Below are 19,202 nucleotides of genomic sequence, written 5' to 3'. Positions count from 1 at the left end.
GGTGACCGCGCGAAGACGCACGGTGACGAAACGGTCCGCGCCGGTTCACCCGCCCGTGCGCCCCCGCGTGGCAGGATCGAAGGCGACATGACTGCGCCCACACTGCCCCCACACAGCACCCCCTCCGCCCCGGCCCCCGCTTCCGAGACCCCGACCGAAACCCCGACCGAGACCACGGCCGCCCCCGCCGCCGGGACCGTCTCCGCGGCCGGTCCCGAGACCGGCCCCGAGTCCTCCGCCGCGGTCTCCTCGCCCGTCGGCGCCCCGCTCGGCGAGACCCTGCACACCCAGGTCATCACCTGGTTCGAGGGCAATGCCCGCGACCTGCCCTGGCGGCGCGCCGACGCCGGCGCCTGGGGCGTGATGGTCAGCGAGTTCATGCTCCAGCAGACCCCGGTGAGCCGGGTGCTGCCCGTCTACGAGCAGTGGCTGGAGCGCTGGCCGCGCCCCGCCGACCTCGCCAAGGAGGCGCCCGGCGAGGCGGTGCGCGCCTGGGGCCGGCTCGGCTACCCGCGCCGCGCGCTGCGCCTGCACGGCGCCGCGGTCGCCATAACGGAACGGCACGGCGGCGACGTACCCGCCGAGCACGCGCAGTTGCTGGCGCTGCCCGGCATCGGCGAGTACACGGCGGCGGCGGTCGCCTCCTTCGCGTACGGACAGCGGCACGCCGTGCTGGACACCAACGTCCGCCGGGTGCTGGCCCGCGCCGTCACCGGGGTGCGCTACCCGCCGAACGCCACCACCGCCGCCGAACGGCGGCTGGCCCGCACCCTGCTGCCCGAGGACGAGCGCACCGCCGCCCGCTGGGCCGCCGCCTCCATGGAACTGGGCGCGCTGGTGTGCACGGCGAAGAACGAGTCGTGCCACCGCTGTCCGATCGCCGCGCACTGCGCCTGGCGGCAGGCGGGCAAGCCGGAGCACGAGGGGCCGCCGCGCCGGGGCCAGACGTACGCCGGGACGGACCGGCAGGTGCGCGGCAAGCTGCTCGCCGTGCTGCGCGAGGCCCGCACGCCGGTGCCGCAGGCGGCACTGGACCGGGTGTGGCACGAACCGGTGCAGCGGGCGCGAGCCCTGGACGGGCTCGTCGCGGACGGACTGGTCGAGCCCCTGGCGGGCGGCCTGTACCGGCTGCCGCTCACCTGACGGACCTCACCTGGCGGACCTCTCCTGACGGACTCCTCCTGACGGGCCGTCACCTCACAGCCGCGTCACAGCCTCAGGGGGCGCCGCGGGTCTCTGTGTCACAGACCCGCGCGCCGATCTGGGGGGCAAATCACCCCATATTCACGCCAACCGGCCCGCTTCTTTACCCCGTTACGTCGTCCGTTACACAACCGACGTACAGCCGCGCGCTTTCCGCAGGCTGCTTCGGACAACGCCGTGACAACCCCTCCGTAGCTTCATCTGCGTGCCCGACAGGCACCGGGCGGCTGCCGACCACAGCCCGCCCGCATCACAGGCTCGGGGTCCGGCGGGAAACAGGCCGGGAAACGGGGAGCGGAGGCGGTTGATCATGGCGCAGGGTGAGGTGCTCGAGTTCGAGGAGTACGTGCGTACCCGGCAGGACGCGCTGCTGCGCAGCGCACGCCGGCTGGTGCCGGACCCGGTCGACGCCCAGGACCTGCTCCAGACCGCGCTGGTGCGGACGTACGGCCGCTGGGACGGCATCGCCGACAAGCGGCTCGCGGACGCCTATCTGCGTCGCGTCATGATCAACACGCGGACCGAGTGGTGGCGGGCGCGCAAGCTGGAGGAGGTTCCCACCGAGCAGCTGCCGGACGCCTCCGTCGAGGACGCCACCGAGCAGCACGCCGACCGCGCGCTGCTGATGGACATCATGAAAGTTCTCGCTCCGAAGCAGCGCAGTGTCGTGGTGCTGCGACACTGGGAGCAGATGTCCACCGAAGAGACCGCCGCGGCACTCGGCATGTCAGCGGGAACGGTCAAGAGCACGCTGCACAGGGCGCTCGCCCGGCTCCGCGAGGAGCTGGAGGCCCGCGATCTGGACGCACGCGCGCTGGAGCGTGAGGAGCGGGAGCGTTGCGCGGCCTGACCGGCGGGGCTGGTACCGGCCCTGAGCCCACCGGGGCCCCAGGGACCTTCCAGGCGGTGAGTACGGCGGTGGCCGTGTTCACCGCCCTCGGGCTTTTGGTGTCCGCCTGCGGCACCGGCGGCACCGGCGCCCGCGACGAGGGACCCGCCGACGCCCCTTCGGTGGCGGGCACCCCGGCCGCGCCCACGCCCAGCCCGAGCGAGACCCCGCGCGCGGTGGACGCGGTCCGGCTGATCAAGGACGACCCGAAGGTCTCGCCCGCCGTCAAGAACGGCCTCAAGCCGTGCGTCGCCGACGAGTACCCTGTCGACGTGTCGTACGGCAAGCTGACCGGCACCTCCGTCGAGGACATCGTGGTCAACGTGCTGACCTGCGGGGACGCGGTCGGGCTCGGTGCCTATGTGTACCGTGAGCGCAAGCAGGGCGAGGGCTACGAGAACGTGTTCTCGGCCGAGGAACCGCCGGTCTACGCCGAGATCGACCGCGGAGACCTCGTCGTGACCAAGCAGGTCTACGAGCGCGGCGACCCGGTCTCGAACCCCTCGGGCGAGGACGTCATCACCTACCGCTGGTCCGGCAGCGGGTTCACGAAGGCGTTCAGCACCCGCAACGAGTACAGCAAGACCGTCGGCGGGGGCGCGAAGGCGACGCCGCCCTCGGAGCCGGAACCGGAACCGGCCGAGCCGTAGCACCGGCGGCACCGGTCGCGACGGCCCGTCGGCGGCGTGAACCGATCGGGCCTCCCGGTCCGAACACCCCGTGAACGCGGTGCCCCGGCGGGCCCGGCCCGTCGGCGGCGCCCGGCGGGCCGGGCGGACCGGGCGGATCGGGCGGACCCCATGAACACAGCACCGACCGGGTAGGCGCCGCACGGACCCGCTCCCCGCGGGACCGGCACGGCACCGGCGGGCACGGCACCGCTGAACGCACCACCCGTCCGGCGCGCCCACCCCCGTGGACGCGCCTGAAGCACAGAGGACTGAGAGCACCGGGATGGCAGACCAGACCCATGTCCTGTTCGTCGAGGACGACGATGTCATCCGCGAGGCCACCCAGCTCGCCCTGGAGCGGGACGGCTTCGCGGTCACGGCGATGCCCGACGGACTGTCCGGCCTGGAGGCGTTCCGGGCGCGGCGGCCCGACATCGCGCTGCTGGACGTCATGGTCCCCGGCCTCGACGGCGTCAGCCTGTGCCGCCGCATCCGCGACGAGTCCACGGTGCCGGTGATCATGCTGTCGGCGCGCGCCGACTCCATCGACGTCGTCCTCGGTCTGGAGGCGGGCGCCGACGACTACGTGACCAAGCCGTTCGACGGCGCCGTCCTGGTCGCCCGGATCCGCGCGGTGCTGCGCCGCTTCGGGCACGCCGGCGGCGACCGCGCCGAGGCGGACGCGGCCGGGGTGGACGGCGCGGTGCTGACCTTCGGGGACCTGGAGATCGACACCGAGGGCATGGAGGTGCGCCGGGCCGGGCTGCCGGTGGGCCTCACCCCCACCGAGATGCGGCTGCTCCTGGAGTTCTCCTCCGCGCCGGGCACCGTGCTGTCGCGGGACAAGCTCCTGGAACGCGTGTGGGACTACGGCTGGGGCGGTGACACCCGGGTCGTCGACGTCCATGTGCAGCGGCTGCGCACCAAGATCGGCCAGGACCGCATCGAGACGGTCCGCGGCTTCGGCTACAAGCTGAAGGCCTGAGCGGGGCGGACATGCGGGGGAACACGCGGCGCCGGCTTCCCGGGCGCCTGGAGCACACGAAGATCCGTACCGGTCTGCGCTGGAAGCTGAGCGCGGCCATCGCGCTGGTCGGCGCGCTGATCGCCGTCGCGCTGAGCCTGGTCGTGCACAACGCCGCGCGGGTGTCCATGCTGGACAACGCGCGCGACCTCGCCGACTCGCGGCTCGTGTACGCCCAGCCGCTCTACGAGCGCCCCGGGCACCGGCCGACCTCCACGATCATCAAGCTCGACGACCCGATGCTGCCGCCCGCGCTCCAGCAGAAGGTCCGGGAGGGCCGCCGGGCCACCTATGTCTCCGACCACCGGGGCGGGGTGCCGGACATCTGGGCGGCCATGCCGATCAAGGGCGGCCATGTGCTGTCCGTGCACACCCACTTCACCGACCGCAGCGCGAACATCCTCCGGGACCTCGACCAGGCCCTGGTCATCGGCTCGATCGCGGTCGTCCTCGGCGGCAGCGCGCTGGGCGTGCTCATCGGCGCCCAGCTCTCGCGCCGGCTGCGCAAGGCGGCCACCGCGGCGAACCAGGTCGCCAACGGCGAGCCGGACGTCCGGGTCCGGGACGCCATCGGCGGTGTCGTACGGGACGAGACCGACGATCTCGCGCGCGCGGTGGACGCCATGGCGGACGCCCTCCAGCAGCGGCTGGAGGCGGAGCGGCGGGTCACCGCGGACATCGCGCACGAGCTGCGCACCCCGGTGACCGGGCTGCTGACGGCGGCCGAGCTGCTGCCGCCCGGACGCCCCACCGAACTGGTCCTGGACCGGGCGAAGGCCATGCGCACGCTGGTCGAGGACGTCCTGGAGGTGGCCCGGCTGGACGGCGCCTCGGAGCGGGCCGAGCTCCAGGACATCATGCTCGGCGAGTTCATCGCCCGCCGGGTGGCGGCCAAGGACCCGGACGTCGAGGTGCGGGTGGTGCACGAGTCGATGGTCACCACCGATCCGCGGCGCCTGGAGCGGGTGCTGTTCAACCTGATCACCAACGCCTCCCGGCACGGCAGGCCGCCGATCCAGGTGACCGTCGAGGGCCGGGTCATCCGGGTCCGCGACCACGGTCCCGGCTTCCCCGAGGCGCTGCTCGCCGAGGGCCCGAGCCGGTTCCGCACCGGCAGCGCGGACCGCGCCGGGCGCGGCCACGGCCTCGGTCTCACCATCGCCGCCGGGCAGGCCCGAGTGCTGGGCGCCCGGCTCACCTTCCGCAACGTACGGCCCGCGGGCGCCCCCGAGCACGTACCGGCCGAGGGCGCGGTCGCCGTCCTGTGGCTCCCGGAACACGCGCCGACCAACACGGGCAGCTACCCGACCCTGCCGGAGTGACCCACCGGTCCCCACGCGGCGAAGGCCCCCCGGCGACGGCCGGGGGGCCTTCGTGCGGTGCGGGCGGCGGCGTGTCCGTGCCGCCGCCCGCACCCGCTACATCTGCGCCTCGACCGCCGTCTCGGCCGGGGCCGGTCCCGCGCCCTTGAGCGGCACCTCCTTGACGAACACCGCCGCGATCAGCGCGACGACACCGACCACGGAGCCGAGCAGGAACGCCGAGTGCGTACCGGAGGACACCGCGTGCTGGTAGGCCTCGCGGGCGGCGGCCGGGAGCTTGGCCAGGCTCGCCGCGTCGAGCTGGGCGGACTTCTCGGTCATCTTCGAGCCCGCGGCGCCGGCCCGCTCCGTCATCTCGTGCTGGACCCGGTTGTTGAACAGCGCGCCCATGATCGCCACGCCGAAGGACGAGCCGAGCGTACGGAAGAGGGTGGTGGACGAGGAGGCCACGCCCATGTCCTTCATCTCCACGCTGTTCTGCGCGACCAGCATGGTGACCTGCATCAGACAGCCCATGCCCGCGCCGAGGACGGCCATGAACAGGCCCGAGGTGAGCCGGGTGGTGCCGGTGTCCATCAGGGACAGCAGGTAGAGACCGACGACCAGGAGGACGCTGCCGACCACCGGGAAGACCTTGTACTTGCCGCTGCCGGTGGTGACCCGGCCCGCGACCATCGACACCACCAGCATGGCGCCGAGCATCGGCAGCAGCAGCAGGCCCGAGTTGGTCGCGGAGGCGCCCTGCACCGCCTGCTGGTACAGCGGCAGGAAGAGCACCGCGCCGAACATCACGAAGCCGGTGACGAAGCCGATCAGCGACATCAGGGTGAAGTTGCGGCTGCGGAAGATGTGCAGCGGCACGATCGGTTCGGCGGCCCTGGTCTGCCAGAACACGAACCCGACGAGCGCCACCACGCCGATCCCGATCAGTTCCATGATCCGCGCGGACGTCCAGGCGTACTCCGTGCCGCCCCAGGTGGTGACCAGCACGATGGAGCTGATGCCGAGGGTGAGCAGCGCCGCGCCCACGTAGTCCACGCGCGCCTGCGAGCGCTTCTTCGGCAGGTGCAGCACGGCGCTGACCGCGACCAGCGCCACCGCGCCGAGCGGCAGGTTGATGTAGAAGGCCCAGCGCCAGCCCCAGTTGTCGGTGATGGTGCCGCCGACCAGCGGGCCGCCGATCATCGCCAGCGCCATGACGCCGGCCATCATGCCCTGGTACTTGCCGCGCTCCCGGGGCGGGATCAGGTCGCCGATGATGGCCATGACGCCGACCATCAGACCGCCGGCGCCCAGACCCTGGATGGCGCGGAAGCCGATCAGCTGGCCCATGTCCTGCGCCATGCCGCTCAGCGCGGAGCCGGCCAGGAAGATCACGATCGAGGTCATGAAGGCGCCCTTGCGCCCGTACATGTCGCCGAGCTTGCCCCACAGCGGCGTGGCCGCGGCGGTGGCGAGCGTATAGGCGGTCACCACCCAGGACAGGTGCTGGAGCCCGCCCAGCTCGCCGACTATCGTCGGCATCGCGGTGCCCACGATCATGTTGTCGAGCATCGCGAGCATCATGGCGATCATGAGCGCGAGCAGGACGACCCGCACGCTCTTCGGTTGTGGACCGGCGTCCGCGCCGGTCTTGGTGTCCGCTGTCGCTGTGTCCGCCATCGTTCCCCAGCTCCCCCAGGTGCCTGCCTACTTACTTGCCGACCGGCAAGTTACTACACTCGGGAAGGTAGAGCTTAACTAGCCGGGCGTCAAGTAAGTTCCCGCCGGCCTGTCGGCAGGTAAATTTCCCGGACAGCGCGAGGAGTACGAGGATGGGCGTCACGATGGACGGCACGAAGCAGCAGCGCCGCGGCAACACCCGCCAGCGCATCCAGGACGTGGCCCTCGAACTCTTCGCGGAGCAGGGCTACGAGAAGACGTCCCTGCGCGAGATCGCCGAGCGCCTGGACGTCACCAAAGCGGCTCTCTACTACCACTTCAGAACGAAGGAAGAGATCGTCGTCAGTCTCTTCGAGGATCTGACACAGCCGCTCCAGGACCTGATCGTGTGGGGCCGGGAGCAGCCGCACACACTGGAGACCAAACAGGAGATCGTCCGCCGCTACAGCGAAGCGCTCGCCGGGGCGTCACCGCTGTTCCGCTTCATGCAGGAGAACCAGGCGACGGTACGGGAGCTGCGCATCGGCGAGAGCTTCAAGGACTGGATGCGCGCCCTGCGGGACATCATCACCGACCCGGAGGCGAGCCTGACCGACCAGGTCCGCTGCATCAGCGCACTCTTCACGCTGCACGCCGGCATGTTCGTGATGCAGGACCTGGAGGGCGACCCGGAGGAGCGGCGCAAGGCCGTCCTGGAGGTCTCCATCGATCTGGTGACCCAGGCCCATCGGGGCACGCACGGCGCCTGAGCGGGCCGCACGGCTCCGGACCGCAGCGAACCGCGCGCCCCCGGACAGCACTGCGCCGCCCCACCGCGGAAGCGACGGGACGGCACAGTGGTGAAACGTTCAGCCAGGCAGACTCGGGGCCCGGCGGGCCTTCGGCCGGTGGCCGGTGGCTCAGACCTTCACGCCGTGGGCGCGCAGGAAGACGACCGGGTTGACGGCGGAGCCGTAGTTCGGGGTGGTGCGGATCTCGAAGTGCAGGTGCGGGCCGGTGCTGTTGCCGGTGTTGCCGGACTTGGCTATGTGCTGCCCGGTGGTGACGACCTGGCCGACCTTCACGTCGATGCGGGAGAGGTGGGCGTACTGGGAGTACAGCCCGTTGGCGTGCTTGACGACGATGGCGTTGCCGTAGGCCGGACCGTCACCGCCGCCGTTGGGGCCGGCCTTGACGACCGTGCCGCCGTGCGCGGCGACGACGTTGGTGCCGATCGGCACGGCGAAGTCCTGGCCGCTGTGCTTGTGGGCCCAGTGGCTGCCGCCCTGGTTGAAGCTGGCGCTCAGGGTGTAGCTCTTGACCGGGTCGACCCAGGCCGCCGCCGACTTGGCGACGGTGGCGGTCGGGGCCGCCATCTCGGCGGCCGACGCGGCGCCCGCACCCACTGCGGCGGTCACTCCCAGGCCGGCGGCCAGGACGGCGGCACGGGTACGGAGCTTGGTCGCACGGGAAGAACGGACGGTGGCGCGCTGGAACATCGAAACCTCTGAGGGTGGGGGACGTGTGGACCACCCGGGACGCAGGTGCTGCGCCGGGCGGGGCCCCACCTTGGTAACCCCGCCGGTCACCGGCCCTCAAACACCCCCACTACGACACGAACTAGTAACAGCGGGCAGTGATACAGCTCTCTTGACACCTCGGGCATCCGGGACAAAACCGCTGTAAAACCCCCACACCCCTCCACCCCGGTGGACGAAATGTCCGGTTTAAGGGCGCCTGTCCCCTACTAAGTACCCTAGTGCGGGCGCAAACGCCTGTGCCCCATGTCACCGATGGACCCCCCTGGCGCGCCTTTTCCTGTGACCGGGCTCATGTGGTGCCCGTCTCAGCAGAGTTACCCGCAAGTAATCATTCGGTTCCCCTCCCGCCACCCGCGCGCACGAGCATGCTCCCAGCCCATCCCCAGCGCTGAGCACGCGAGAGGACCCCTCCATGACCCCAGGCACCTGGACGCGCCGCACCGGTACGACCGCCCTCGCCGCGGTCGCCGTCGCCGCACTGGCCGTCCCGGCGGGCGCCGAGGCCGCGGCCGACGCCCCGGCGCCCGCCCCGGCCGCCACCACCACCGCGACCGCCCCCGCCGCGTCCGCCCCCGCGACCGCCGCCGCCACCGCCACCGCGTCCGGGAAGGTCGACCACGCCACCTGGCAGCGGGACTGCCAGGCCGTGATGGACCAGGCCCTGCCCTATCTGAAGCAGCGCATCGCGCACGGCGCCCCCGGCGAGAAGCGGGCCGTCGTGTTCGACGTCGACAACACCACCCTGGAGACGGACTTCGGCTTCACCTGGCCCCAGCCCGCCAACAAGCCCGTGCTGGAGGTCGCCCGGTACGCCCAGGAGCACGGCGTCGCGATGTTCTTCGTCACCGCCCGCCCCGGCATCGTCAAGGCCCCGACCCGCTACAACCTGGAGCACGACGGCTACCGCGTCGACGGCCTCGCCGTGCGCGGTCTGTTCGACCTGTTCAAGAACGTCGCCGACTACAAGACCGCCCAGCGCGCCGGCATCGAGGCCGACGGCTACACGATCATCGCGAACATCGGCAACAGCGCCACCGACCTGTCCGGCGGCCACGCCGAGAAGACGTTCAAACTGCCGGACTACGACGGCCAGTTGTCCTGACCCTCCGGCCAGGGCATAGGCTCCAGCCGTTCGCGACATCACGGGGGGTGCGGCGGATGGAGCCCATGGCACTCGGCGGCAGACTGGCGTCCGGTCTGATCGCGCCGCTGGTCAAGAAGCTGTTCGTGGCCGATGGGCCGGGCGCCGCACTGGTGGACCGGCCCGTGCGGATGAGCGACCTCGTCTCCTTCCGCGGCGAGAAGCGCTCCCTGGGCGAGAAAGAGGTGCGCGAACTCGCCGGACGGCTGGTCGGCGGGGCCGCGGACCCGCCGGGCGAGCCGCCCTTCCCGCCCGGCGAGCAGGACGCCGTCACCGACGCCCTGGCCGCGCGCCTGCTCGCCCTCGGCGACCTCGGCATGGACGACGTCCAGGCCGTACGCCTGGGCCACCGCGAACTGGCCCGGCGGCTGTCCGGGGCGGCCCCCGCCGCCCACGGGCTGTCCGCCGACGCCGCGTACTTCCTGGACAGCGCCACCGAAGGGGCCTGCCTGCACATCCTGGAGTTCTTCACCCGCCGCTCCACCTTCGTCGCCCGCACCCTGGTGGAGCAGACCCGGACCCAGTCCGAGCTGATCGCCCGGATCGACGAGCTGATCGTCCGCACCCCGCGCCCCGACGCCCGCGACACCGCCTTCGAACGCCGCTACCTGCCCCACCTGGCCCAGCGGCACAACCACATCACCATCTACGGCATCGACCTGCGCGACTCCCCCGACCGCTGGCCCCTGGAAGTGGCCTATCTGAGCCTGGAGGCCACCGGCGCCCGGGAGGACACACCGGACCCGGCACCGGAGGACCACGCGGTCACCGACGCCGCCCGGCTGCCGGCCGAGGAGGCGCTGCGCGCCGACCCCCGCGTCCTGCTGCGCGGCGACGCCGGATCCGGCAAGACCACCCTGGTGCAGTGGCTGGCCGTCACCGCGGCCCGCGACGGCGACCGCGTCCCCTTCGTGCTGCCCCTGCGCACCCTGGTCCGCACCGGCCCCCTCCCCGCCCCGGCCGGCTTCCTGAAGGCGGCCGGCTGCCCGCTCACCGAACCGGAGGGCTGGGCCGAGCGCGTCCTCACCGCGGGCCGGGCCCTGCTCCTGGTGGACGGCCTGGACGAGATCCCCGCCGCCGACCGCCACCGCACCCGCGACTGGCTGGGCGCCCTGCTCGCCGCCTACCCCGGCAACCAGTGGCTGCTGACCTCCCGCCCCACCGCCGTACGCCCCGACTGGCTGGCCCAGGAGGGCTTCCGGGAACTCACCCTGACCCCGATGCGCGACACGGAGGTCGCCACCTTCGTCCACCGCTGGCACCAGGCCGCGTGCGCCCCGGAGTACGCGGGCGCACTCATCGACTCGCTGCGCACCAAACGCGATCTGGCGCGCCTGGCCACCAACCCGCTCATGTGCGGCCTGATCTGCGCCCTGCACCGCGAGCGGCGCGGCTATCTGCCCACCGGCCGCAAGGAGCTGTACGACGCCGCCCTCGCGATGCTGCTGACCCGCCGGGACCGCGAACGCGGCCTGCCCGGCACGGACGAGGTGGACCTGGGCGAGGAGGCCGCCCTCGAACTCCTCCAGCGCCTGGCCTACGCACTGGTGCTGAGCGGCCGCACCGAGATGGACACCGAGACCGCCGAGGGCATCGTGGAGCGCCGCCTGCCCTCGCTCGCCCTGCCAGCCGGCCCCGCCACCGCCTCGGCCGTCCTGCGCACGCTGCTGCTGCGCAGCGGACTGCTGCGCCGCCCGGCCGAGGGCGCCGTGGACTTCGTGCACCGCACCTTCCAGGACTACCTGGGCGCCCGCCACGCCGTGGAGGAGGGCCACCTCGACCTGCTGGCCGACCGCGCCCACGAGACCCAGTGGGAGGACGTCGTCCGGATGGCGGTGGCCCATGCCCGCCCCCGCGAGCGCGCCTCGGTGCTGCGGCGGCTGCTCGCCCGGGACACCCCGCGGCTGGCCCTGCTGGCGCTGGCCTGCCTGGAGCACACCCCGGCCCTGGAACCGGCGGTGCGCGCCGAGGTGGAGGCCCGCACCGCCGCGCTGATCCCGCCGCGCACCCCCGAGGACGCCAAGGCGCTGGCCGAGGCGGGCCCCCTGGTGCTGGAGCTGCTGCCGGGGCCCGAGGGACTGACCGACGCGGAGGCACTGGGCGTCACGGTCACGGCCTCGGTGCTCGGCGCGGACGAACCCGCGGGCGCCCTCGGCGTGCTGCGCCGCTTCCGCTCCCACCCGGACCTCGGCGTCCGGCGCCAGCTCGTCGGCACCTGGCGCCGCTTCGGCACCGAGGAGTACGCGGCCGAGGTCCTGGACCACCTCGACCGCGACGACCTCCTGATCACCTGCGAGACGGACGCGCAGCGGGCGGCACTGGCCCGGATGCGGCCCTGGCGGCGGGTGACCTTCCGGGGCGCGCACCCGGCCGCGGAGATGGCCTCCGCCGTCCCCGGGCGCGACGGCGTACGCCTCCTCGATCTGTGCGACAACCCGCTGGTCGGGGACCTGGGCGCCCTGCTGCCGTTCTCCGGGCTCGACGGCCTGTGGCTCAGGGGCTGCGGCTGGGCCCACGGCCTGGACCGGCTCGCCCCGCTGCCCCTCACCGACCTCGCCTTCGGGGAGATCGCCGAGCTGTCCGGGCTCGCCGCGCTGCGCTCGCTGCGGCGGCTCTCCCTGGACCAGCTCCTGCCCGACGGCGACCTCACCGGCGTACTGCCCACAGGCGCCCCGCTGGAGCACCTGCACCTCGGCACCATCGCCCTGATGCGCGCCCACGCCCTGCGCGGGCTGCGCGCCTGGCCCACCCTGACCTCGCTCAGCCTCGGCGACCCCCACGAGTTCACCGGGGCCGACTGGCGGGAGGTGGCCGCGCTGCCCGCGCTGACAAGCCTCGTCCTGCGCCGGCTCACGCTCGAACACGGCCTGCGGACCATGCCGGAACTGCCGAGCGTACGGGACCTCAGGCTCACCTCGCGCCACGACGCGCACCTTCTGCGCGTCCTGGCCGAACGGCTGCCGCACGTGCGCCGTGTCGTCTTCCGGTCCCGCTGGGACTACGCCGACCAGCGCGAGCTGCACACCCAGCTCTTCCCGGCGGCCGAGATCACCTACCTGCGCTCCTGACCGCGCCCGCACAGGGAAAGGGCCGGTGCCCGAAGGCACCGGCCCTTTCCGTCACGCGTCGTCCCGCGGGATCACGCGTCCTTGCTCAGGTTCGGCCCGGCTCCGCCGGCCGCCTGCTCGATCGGCGGGGCGTCGGGCAGCGCCGACTTCTCCTCACCCCGGAAGGTGAAGGTCTTCTCGTCGCCCTCGCCCTCGGTGTCCACGACCACGATGTGACCGGGGCGCAGCTCGCCGAAGAGGATCTTCTCCGAGAGCGTGTCCTCGACCTCCCGCTGGATCGTCCGGCGCAGCGGCCGGGCGCCCAAGACCGGGTCGTAGCCCTTCTTGGACAGCAGCTCCTTGGCGGACTGGGACAGCTCGATGCCCATGTCCCGGTCCTTGAGGCGCTCGTCCACCTTGCCGATCATCAGGTCGACGATCCGCAGGATGTCGTCCTGGGTGAGCTGCGGGAAGACGACCACGTCGTCGACGCGGTTGAGGAACTCGGGCCGGAAGTGCTGCTTCAGCTCGTCCGAGACCTTGTTCTTCATGCGCTCGTAGTTGGTCTTCGTGTCACCCGTGGCCGCGAAGCCCAGGTTGAAGCCCTTGGAGATGTCCCGGGTGCCGAGGTTGGTCGTCATGATGATGACCGTGTTCTTGAAGTCCACGACCCGGCCCTGGGAGTCGGTCAGGCGACCGTCCTCCAGGATCTGCAGCAGCGAGTTGAAGATGTCCGGGTGGGCCTTCTCGACCTCGTCGAAGAGGACGACCGAGAACGGCTTGCGGCGCACCTTCTCCGTCAGCTGGCCGCCCTCCTCGTAGCCCACGTAGCCGGGGGGCGAACCGAAGAGACGCGAGACCGTGTGCTTCTCGCTGAACTCCGACATGTCGAGGGAGATCAGCGCGTCCTCGTCACCGAAGAGGAACTCGGCGAGCGCCTTGGACAGCTCGGTCTTACCGACACCGGACGGACCGGCGAAGATGAACGAGCCACCGGGACGCTTCGGGTCCTTCAGACCGGCGCGCGTACGGCGGATCGCCTTGGACAGCGCCTTGACGGCGTCGACCTGGCCGATGACCCGCTTGTGCAGCTCGTCCTCCATGCGCAGCAGACGCGAGGACTCCTCCTCGGTCAGCTTGAAGACCGGGATGCCGGTGGCCGTGGCGAGGACCTCGGCGATCAGCTCGCCGTCGACCTCGGCGACGACGTCCATGTCGCCGGCCTTCCACTCCTTCTCCCGCTTGGCCTTGGCGGCCAGGAGCTGCTTCTCCTTGTCGCGCAGGGAGGCGGCCTTCTCGAAGTCCTGCGAGTCGATCGCGGACTCCTTGTCGCGGCGGACGCCCGCGATCTTCTCGTCGAACTCGCGCAGGTCCGGCGGCGCGGTCATCCGGCGGATGCGCATCCGGGAACCGGCCTCGTCGATCAGGTCGATCGCCTTGTCCGGCAGGAAGCGGTCCGAGATGTACCGGTCGGCCAGCGTGGCGGCCTGCACCAGGGCCTCGTCGGTGATCGAGACGCGGTGGTGCGCCTCGTACCGGTCGCGCAGGCCCTTGAGGATCTCGATGGTGTGCGGCAGGGACGGCTCCGCGACCTGGATGGGCTGGAAGCGGCGCTCCAGGGCCGCGTCCTTCTCCAGGTGCTTGCGGTACTCGTCCAGCGTGGTGGCGCCGATGGTCTGGAGCTCACCGCGGGCCAGCATCGGCTTCAGGATCGAGGCGGCGTCGATGGCGCCCTCGGCGGCACCCGCACCGACCAGCGTGTGCAGCTCGTCGATGAACAGGATGATGTCGCCGCGGGTGCGGATCTCCTTGAGCACCTTCTTCAGGCGCTCCTCGAAGTCACCGCGGTAGCGGGAGCCGGCGACCAGCGCGCCGAGGTCCAGGGTGTAGAGGTGCTTGTCCTTGAGGGTCTCGGGCACCTCGCCCTTGACGATGGCCTGGGCGAGGCCCTCGACGACGGCGGTCTTGCCGACGCCGGGCTCACCGATCAGCACCGGGTTGTTCTTGGTGCGGCGGGACAGCACCTGCATGACCCGCTCGATCTCCTTCTCGCGCCCGATGACCGGGTCGAGCTTGGACTCGCGGGCGGCCTGGGTGAGGTTCCGGCCGAACTGGTCGAGGACCAGGGACGTCGAGGGGGTGCCCTCGGCAGGGCCGCCGGCGGTGGCGGTCTCCTTGCCCTGGTAACCGGAGAGCAGCTGGATCACCTGCTGCCGCACCCGGTTGAGGTCGGCGCCCAGCTTGACCAGGACCTGGGCGGCGACGCCCTCGCCCTCGCGGATCAGGCCGAGCAGGATGTGCTCCGTGCCGATGTAGTTGTGCCCCAGCTGGAGGGCCTCGCGGAGCGACAGCTCCAGGACCTTCTTGGCACGGGGGGTGAAGGGGATGTGGCCCGAGGGCGCCTGCTGGCCCTGGCCGATGATCTCCTCCACCTGCTGGCGGACCGCCTCGAGCGAAATCCCGAGGCTCTCAAGGGCCTTGGCGGCGACACCCTCACCCTCGTGGATCAGGCCCAGGAGGATGTGCTCGGTGCCGATGTAGTTGTGGTTGAGCATCCGGGCTTCTTCCTGAGCCAGGACGACAACCCGCCGCGCGCGGTCGGTGAACCTCTCGAACATCGTTAATCGCTCCTCAGAGCGGTCAGGCAGTGGGGGGAACTTCCCCTCCCTGTCCTTCCGCAGCTTAGTCCCGCAAGCGGGGACCGCTCATTCCAACTGCCGACACCGTCGATGGCCTCCTGACCCCGAACGCCGACATCTGCTCCAACCCGATGGTGCGAGACGATGTTCCCGCAGGCCAGGCAGTTACCCCAGTCGCCAGTACGCCGATGGCGAACGTGAGACTCCTCTGCCCGGGGTGCGGCCTGCGTGTCGCCCCCTCCCACTAGGCATGTCTTACCCGCGGGAACGGACACTCCATGCGGGACGCCCCGGTTCCCTCCGCTATGGGCGAACACCCTTGCGCGCCGCACCGCCGCCGAGCGGCCTCGCTTCGGGCACGCAGGGCGCACGGAGGGCGACTCACCGTAACCTCCGGGCGGGCGCGGCGGTTGGACCGGCATGGTCGGCAGCCTCTCCGCGATCCCCACGGTCCCCACGGCCCCTCTCCCCCTCCCGTCCCCTCGCCGGCCGCTCGATCCCGCCGACCGGGCGCGCCGCTGGTACGAGAACGAGCTGGGGTGGGCGACGGTGCCCGGAGCACCGGTACGACTTGTCGTGGGCCACGGCTTCGACGTCCTGGACGTGCCGCTGGAGGCGGGCCGTGCGACGCTGCGCCGCCTGGGCACGTGTCCGGGCGTGCCCGCGTCCCCGGTGGCCGTCCAGGGGGACCGGATGCGGCTGCTGGTGGCCGCGGGCGGCGCGGAGGAGCTTCCGGGGCTGCTGCGCTGGCTGGAGTGGGACGCGCTGGACCTGGACCTGGTGGGCCTTGGGGCGGGGGCACTGATGGACGCGCCGCCGGTGCCCGGCACCGGGGCGCGGACCCGCGCGCAGGGGGCCGCCGAGTGGCTGCGGCCCCCCGAGTCCGGAGGCGAGGTCGAGTCCTCGCTGCCGACGTTGTCGGCGCAGGGGGCCGGTGGGGGCGCCCCCGATCTCGTACGGCTGGTGCGCACCGCTGCGACGCAGTGCCACCGGGTCCGGCTGCGGCACACGCGAGGCCGGTCACCGGTCCGGTAGGTCTTGCCTGCGGTGACTAGCCGTTCGCCTTCTCGTACGCCTCGCGGATGGTCGCGGGGACACGGCCGCGGTCGTTGACGTCGTAGCCGTTCTCCTTGGCCCACGCACGGATCTGCGCGGTGTCCTGGCTGCCGCCGGCCGCCGCCGCACGCGCCTTTCCGCGCCCGCCCGAAGCACGGCCGCCGGTACGCCGGCCGCTCTTCACGTACGGCTCGAGAAGGCCGCGGAGCTTGTCCGCATTGGCGGTGGTGAGATCGATCTCGTAGGTCTTGCCGTCCAGTGCGAACGTAACGGTCTCGTCCGCCTCGCCGCCGTCGAGGTCATCGACAAGAAGGACCTGAACCTTCTGTGCCACCGGATTTCCTTTCATCGATAACGTCAGGGCCGGGGTGGGTCGGCGTCCGCCGTTTCACCGTCCCCTGTTATATGCAGTACTGCAGTACGTCGGAAAGCAAACCGCTTTTGCGGGAAAAACACAAACCCCTGGGAGAGACCGGGCCCTCATCCCCGCCCGGAAACATACGCGTTTCGGACATAGGGAACGCGGGCATGGCCGGTCCGGCGGAATGCGGCTTCCACGGCTCGGCACCGCCGTCCTCTCCGGGCGCCGGGGTGGATCACAGATGCAGAAGCATCCGACTGTTGCCCAAGGTGTTCGGTTTCACTCGTTCGAGACCCAGGAACTCCGCGACGCCCTCGTCATAGGAACGCATCAGCTCGGCGTAGACATCCGTGTCGACGGGTGTCTCACCGATCTCCACGAAGCCGTGCTTCTCGAAGAAGTCGACTTCGAAGGTCAGGCAGAATACGCGGCGAACGCCGAGCCAGCGTGCGGTCTGGAGCAACTTCTCCAGCAGCCGGTGCCCGACACCGGCGCCCTTGAGCCCCGGCTTCACCGCGAGCGTGCGCACTTCCGCCAGGTCTTCCCACATCACGTGCAGTGCGCCGCACCCGACGACCTCGGCGTTGTCGTCCCGTTCGGCGATCCAGAACTCCTGGATGTCCTCGTAAAGCGTCACGGTCGCTTTGTCGAGGAGGATGCGCCCGCGGGCGTAGTCGTCGAGCAGTCGGCGCACCGCCGGGACATCGCTGGTCCGGGCCCGCCGGACGGTGATGGCTTTTGCGGTGACTTCGCGCTGCGCTGCGGGTCGCTTCGCCGGATGCTCTGCGGGTTGCTCTGCGGGCATGGGCGGACGCTATCGCCCGGTGCCGCCGGCTCCGGCGCCGGGGTTCCGGTCGCCGGTTTCACCGTCGGCTTCGCCATGGGTTTCACCGCCGGTTTCGCCTGCGGTTTCACCGGCGGCGGCTTCGGCGCCTTCCGTGCGCAACCCCGCCGCCGTGGCCTCCGGCGCGCCTTCGACGATCCGTACGGCGTCCCGCAGGGCCTGCCGCTGTTCCTCGCTCATCATGCCGAAGAAGGCGACGAGAGCGGCGGCGGCGTTGTCACTCTGGGACCAGGCGTCGTTCATCAGTGCGGCCGCGTAGGCGGCCCGGGTGGAGACGGCCGCATATCGATAGGCCCGGCCTTCCGCTTCCCGGCGCACCCAGCCCTTCTGATGGAGATTGTCCAAAACGGTCATCACCGTGGTGTACGCGATGGTCCGTTCCTGCTGGAGGTCTTCCAGGACTTCTCGAACGGTCACCGGGCGGTTCCACTTCCACACCCGTGTCATGACCGCGTCTTCGAGTTCTCCCAAGGGGCGAGGCACACCTCAGACCTTAGTGGGAGATGCGGTCAGAAGCGTGTTGAACATCCGATTACGCCACGAAGGCGAACAAAAAGGGCGTACGGCGGGCGGCGGGACGGGAGGTTCCGCCCCGGCGGGCCGGCCGTACGCCGCGCCGGGCGCGGGGTCAGGCGCCGGAGGTGGAGGTCCCCGCGGAGGCGGCGTCCTGGCCGCCTCCCGTACGGGCCAGCGCGGCGTCCACGGCCGCGTCCTCCTTGGCCTTGGCGGCGCCGCCCTGGGTCTTCACGATCACCCTGACCAGGCCGATGAAGAACGCGGCCATCACGATCGGCGGAACGAGTGCGGAGACGTAGTCCATGGATCCAGAGTAGCCAGGGCCCGGGGACAAACAGGGGCGGGGTCGCCCGGATGGCTACACGGCGGCCAGACGGGCGACGAGCCGCTGGCCGGAGCCGGGGGACGGCTGCGCCGGTCTGCGGCGCGGGAAGACCTCGCCGGGCGTCGGGACGGGGCGGCGGGCGGGCTTGCCGCCCCCGGGGGCGGGCGCCGGGCCGGGCCGGGCGGGCTGCGCGGGCCTGGCGGGCTGGGCCGGGGCGGGCTGCGCGGGGGCGGGCTGCGCGGGGGCGGGCTGCGCGGGGGCGGGCTGCGCGGGGGCGGGGCGTTCGCCCGGCTTGGGCGCGGGCCGCTTGGCGGGCCCGGGACCCGCTCCGCCGTCCTGGGCCGAACGGGCGGCCGGCACGCCGGGCGCGGGCGCCCGGACGGCGGCGAGCGGGGCGAAGTCCCCGCGCGGGGCGCGGGAGGCCGGGACGGCCGGGACGGCGCCGTGCCCGGCGCAGCGGCGCAGCAGGGCGGCTGCGGCCGGGTTGCCGCGCAGGGCGCGCAGGGCGGCGAGGTCGTCGGGGACGGGCCGGTAGCCGGCGCCCAGGGCCTCGTCGAGGAGCGCGAAGTAGCCGGAAGCCGAACCGGGCAGCGCGTCGCGGTAGCGGGCCAGGTCGGCCACCAGGAACGCGCGCAGCCGGGCACCCTCGCGCATCGCCTCGTCGAGCGACTCGGCGAGGCGGAGGCAGTCCTGCACGTCCTCGGCACGGGCGGGGCGGAGATGAAGGGCAACGGCGAGGGCGCGGCGGAGCACACGCAGCTCCTCCGCGCCGAACGCCATGCCGCCGCGGGTTCCATATGGCGTGGGCATGGGCCCGACGATACGCGCTAATCAGACAAATTCGACATAAGGCGCGCGCGTGGCGGGCATGGCGCGTGGCGCGGCCTGACGGTGCGTATGCGCGCGGGCGCGGGCGGCCGCGCGTTCGGCTGACGGGGGTGGTCGGGGGCCCAGTCGGGGGGCGGCCGGGGGGCGGTCCCCG

17 protein-coding genes are annotated in these 19,202 nt (G+C 72.1%); 9 read left to right on the top strand and 8 right to left on the bottom strand.

Annotated elements, in window-relative coordinates; genetic code table 11:
• Positions 1-87 precede the first annotated feature (87 nt).
• The 5 genes from A8713_RS17590 to cseC all read left to right on the top strand — a co-directional run bounded on the left by A8713_RS17590 (position 88) and on the right by cseC (position 5,109).
• Positions 88-1,143, top strand: coding sequence for an A/G-specific adenine glycosylase (locus A8713_RS17590; protein ID WP_064534434.1), 1,056 nt, complete (start codon positions 88-90; stop codon positions 1,141-1,143).
• 370 nt (positions 1,144-1,513) lie between these two features.
• Positions 1,514-2,053 carry a SigE family RNA polymerase sigma factor gene (locus tag A8713_RS17585; RefSeq protein ID WP_018568846.1) on the top strand — a complete coding sequence of 180 codons (540 nt, stop codon included), beginning with the start codon at positions 1,514-1,516 and terminating at the stop codon, positions 2,051-2,053.
• A complete protein-coding gene (locus tag A8713_RS17580) occupies positions 2,041-2,742 on the top strand; it encodes a hypothetical protein (RefSeq protein WP_079159024.1) in 702 nt (233 codons plus the stop codon). Before A8713_RS17585 ends, A8713_RS17580 begins: the two co-directional genes overlap by 13 nt.
• A gap of 304 nt (positions 2,743-3,046) precedes the next feature.
• Complete coding sequence (cseB, locus tag A8713_RS17575) at positions 3,047-3,748, top strand: two-component system response regulator CseB (protein ID WP_064534432.1); 702 nt, start codon at positions 3,047-3,049, stop codon at positions 3,746-3,748.
• 11 nt (positions 3,749-3,759) lie between these two features.
• On the top strand, positions 3,760-5,109 hold the full coding sequence (gene cseC / locus A8713_RS17570) for a two-component system sensor histidine kinase CseC (protein ID WP_064534431.1): 1,350 nt from the start codon (positions 3,760-3,762) through the stop codon (positions 5,107-5,109).
• 96 nt (positions 5,110-5,205) lie between these two features.
• Here the strand turns inward: cseC and A8713_RS17565 are convergent, their stop codons facing one another.
• A complete protein-coding gene (locus A8713_RS17565; RefSeq protein ID WP_064534430.1) occupies positions 5,206-6,771 on the bottom strand; it encodes an MDR family MFS transporter in 1,566 nt (521 codons plus the stop codon).
• A gap of 152 nt (positions 6,772-6,923) precedes the next feature.
• Between A8713_RS17565 and A8713_RS17560 the strand changes: the two genes are divergently transcribed.
• Complete coding sequence (locus A8713_RS17560; protein WP_064534429.1) at positions 6,924-7,520, top strand: TetR/AcrR family transcriptional regulator; 597 nt, start codon at positions 6,924-6,926, stop codon at positions 7,518-7,520.
• A 150-nt stretch (positions 7,521-7,670) separates the two neighbouring features.
• On the opposite strand, the gene A8713_RS17555 is transcribed toward A8713_RS17560, so the two are convergent.
• The gene (locus A8713_RS17555) at positions 7,671-8,249 is read right to left on the bottom strand and encodes a M23 family metallopeptidase (protein ID WP_018568852.1); all 579 of its coding nucleotides are present in this window, start codon (positions 8,247-8,249) and stop codon (positions 7,671-7,673) included.
• A 454-nt stretch (positions 8,250-8,703) separates the two neighbouring features.
• Between A8713_RS17555 and A8713_RS17550 the strand changes: the two genes are divergently transcribed.
• Entirely contained in the window at positions 8,704-9,393 is a 690-nt protein-coding gene (locus A8713_RS17550) for an HAD family acid phosphatase (RefSeq protein ID WP_064534428.1), read from the top strand.
• A 56-nt stretch (positions 9,394-9,449) separates the two neighbouring features.
• Complete coding sequence (locus tag A8713_RS17545) at positions 9,450-12,500, top strand: NACHT domain-containing protein (RefSeq protein WP_064534427.1); 3,051 nt, start codon at positions 9,450-9,452, stop codon at positions 12,498-12,500.
• A 71-nt stretch (positions 12,501-12,571) separates the two neighbouring features.
• On the opposite strand, the gene A8713_RS17540 is transcribed toward A8713_RS17545, so the two are convergent.
• Positions 12,572-15,097, bottom strand: coding sequence for an ATP-dependent Clp protease ATP-binding subunit (locus tag A8713_RS17540; protein ID WP_018568855.1), 2,526 nt, complete (start codon positions 15,095-15,097; stop codon positions 12,572-12,574).
• Between the two features lie 441 nt (positions 15,098-15,538).
• On the opposite strand from A8713_RS17540, the gene A8713_RS17535 reads away from it, so the two are divergent.
• Positions 15,539-16,153 (top strand): SCO3374 family protein, encoded by a 615-nt coding sequence (locus tag A8713_RS17535; protein ID WP_064534426.1) that lies wholly within the window; start codon positions 15,539-15,541, stop codon positions 16,151-16,153.
• A 16-nt stretch (positions 16,154-16,169) separates the two neighbouring features.
• Here A8713_RS17535 and A8713_RS17530 read toward each other — a convergent pair whose 3' ends face one another.
• The 5 genes from A8713_RS17530 to A8713_RS17510 form a co-directional block, all read right to left on the bottom strand.
• Complete coding sequence (locus A8713_RS17530; protein WP_018568857.1) at positions 16,170-16,508, bottom strand: histone-like nucleoid-structuring protein Lsr2; 339 nt, start codon at positions 16,506-16,508, stop codon at positions 16,170-16,172.
• 262 nt (positions 16,509-16,770) lie between these two features.
• Entirely contained in the window at positions 16,771-17,340 is a 570-nt protein-coding gene (locus tag A8713_RS17525; protein WP_078509999.1) for an amino-acid N-acetyltransferase, read from the bottom strand.
• Positions 17,341-17,349: 9 nt separating this feature from the next.
• A complete protein-coding gene (locus A8713_RS17520; protein WP_079159023.1) occupies positions 17,350-17,862 on the bottom strand; it encodes a BlaI/MecI/CopY family transcriptional regulator in 513 nt (170 codons plus the stop codon).
• 145 nt (positions 17,863-18,007) lie between these two features.
• Complete coding sequence (locus A8713_RS17515) at positions 18,008-18,199, bottom strand: hypothetical protein (RefSeq protein WP_064534425.1); 192 nt, start codon at positions 18,197-18,199, stop codon at positions 18,008-18,010.
• A gap of 54 nt (positions 18,200-18,253) precedes the next feature.
• Positions 18,254-19,030, bottom strand: coding sequence for a hypothetical protein (locus A8713_RS17510; protein ID WP_216826772.1), 777 nt, complete (start codon positions 19,028-19,030; stop codon positions 18,254-18,256).
• Between the last annotated feature and the right edge of the window lie 172 nt (positions 19,031-19,202).

The sequence above is a fragment of the Streptomyces sp. SAT1 genome (genome assembly GCF_001654495.1).
GTDB lineage: Bacteria > Actinomycetota > Actinomycetes > Streptomycetales > Streptomycetaceae > Streptomyces > Streptomyces andamanensis.
The sequence above is the reverse complement of the archived record's forward strand: the minus strand, read 5'-3'. Positions and strand labels throughout refer to the sequence as shown.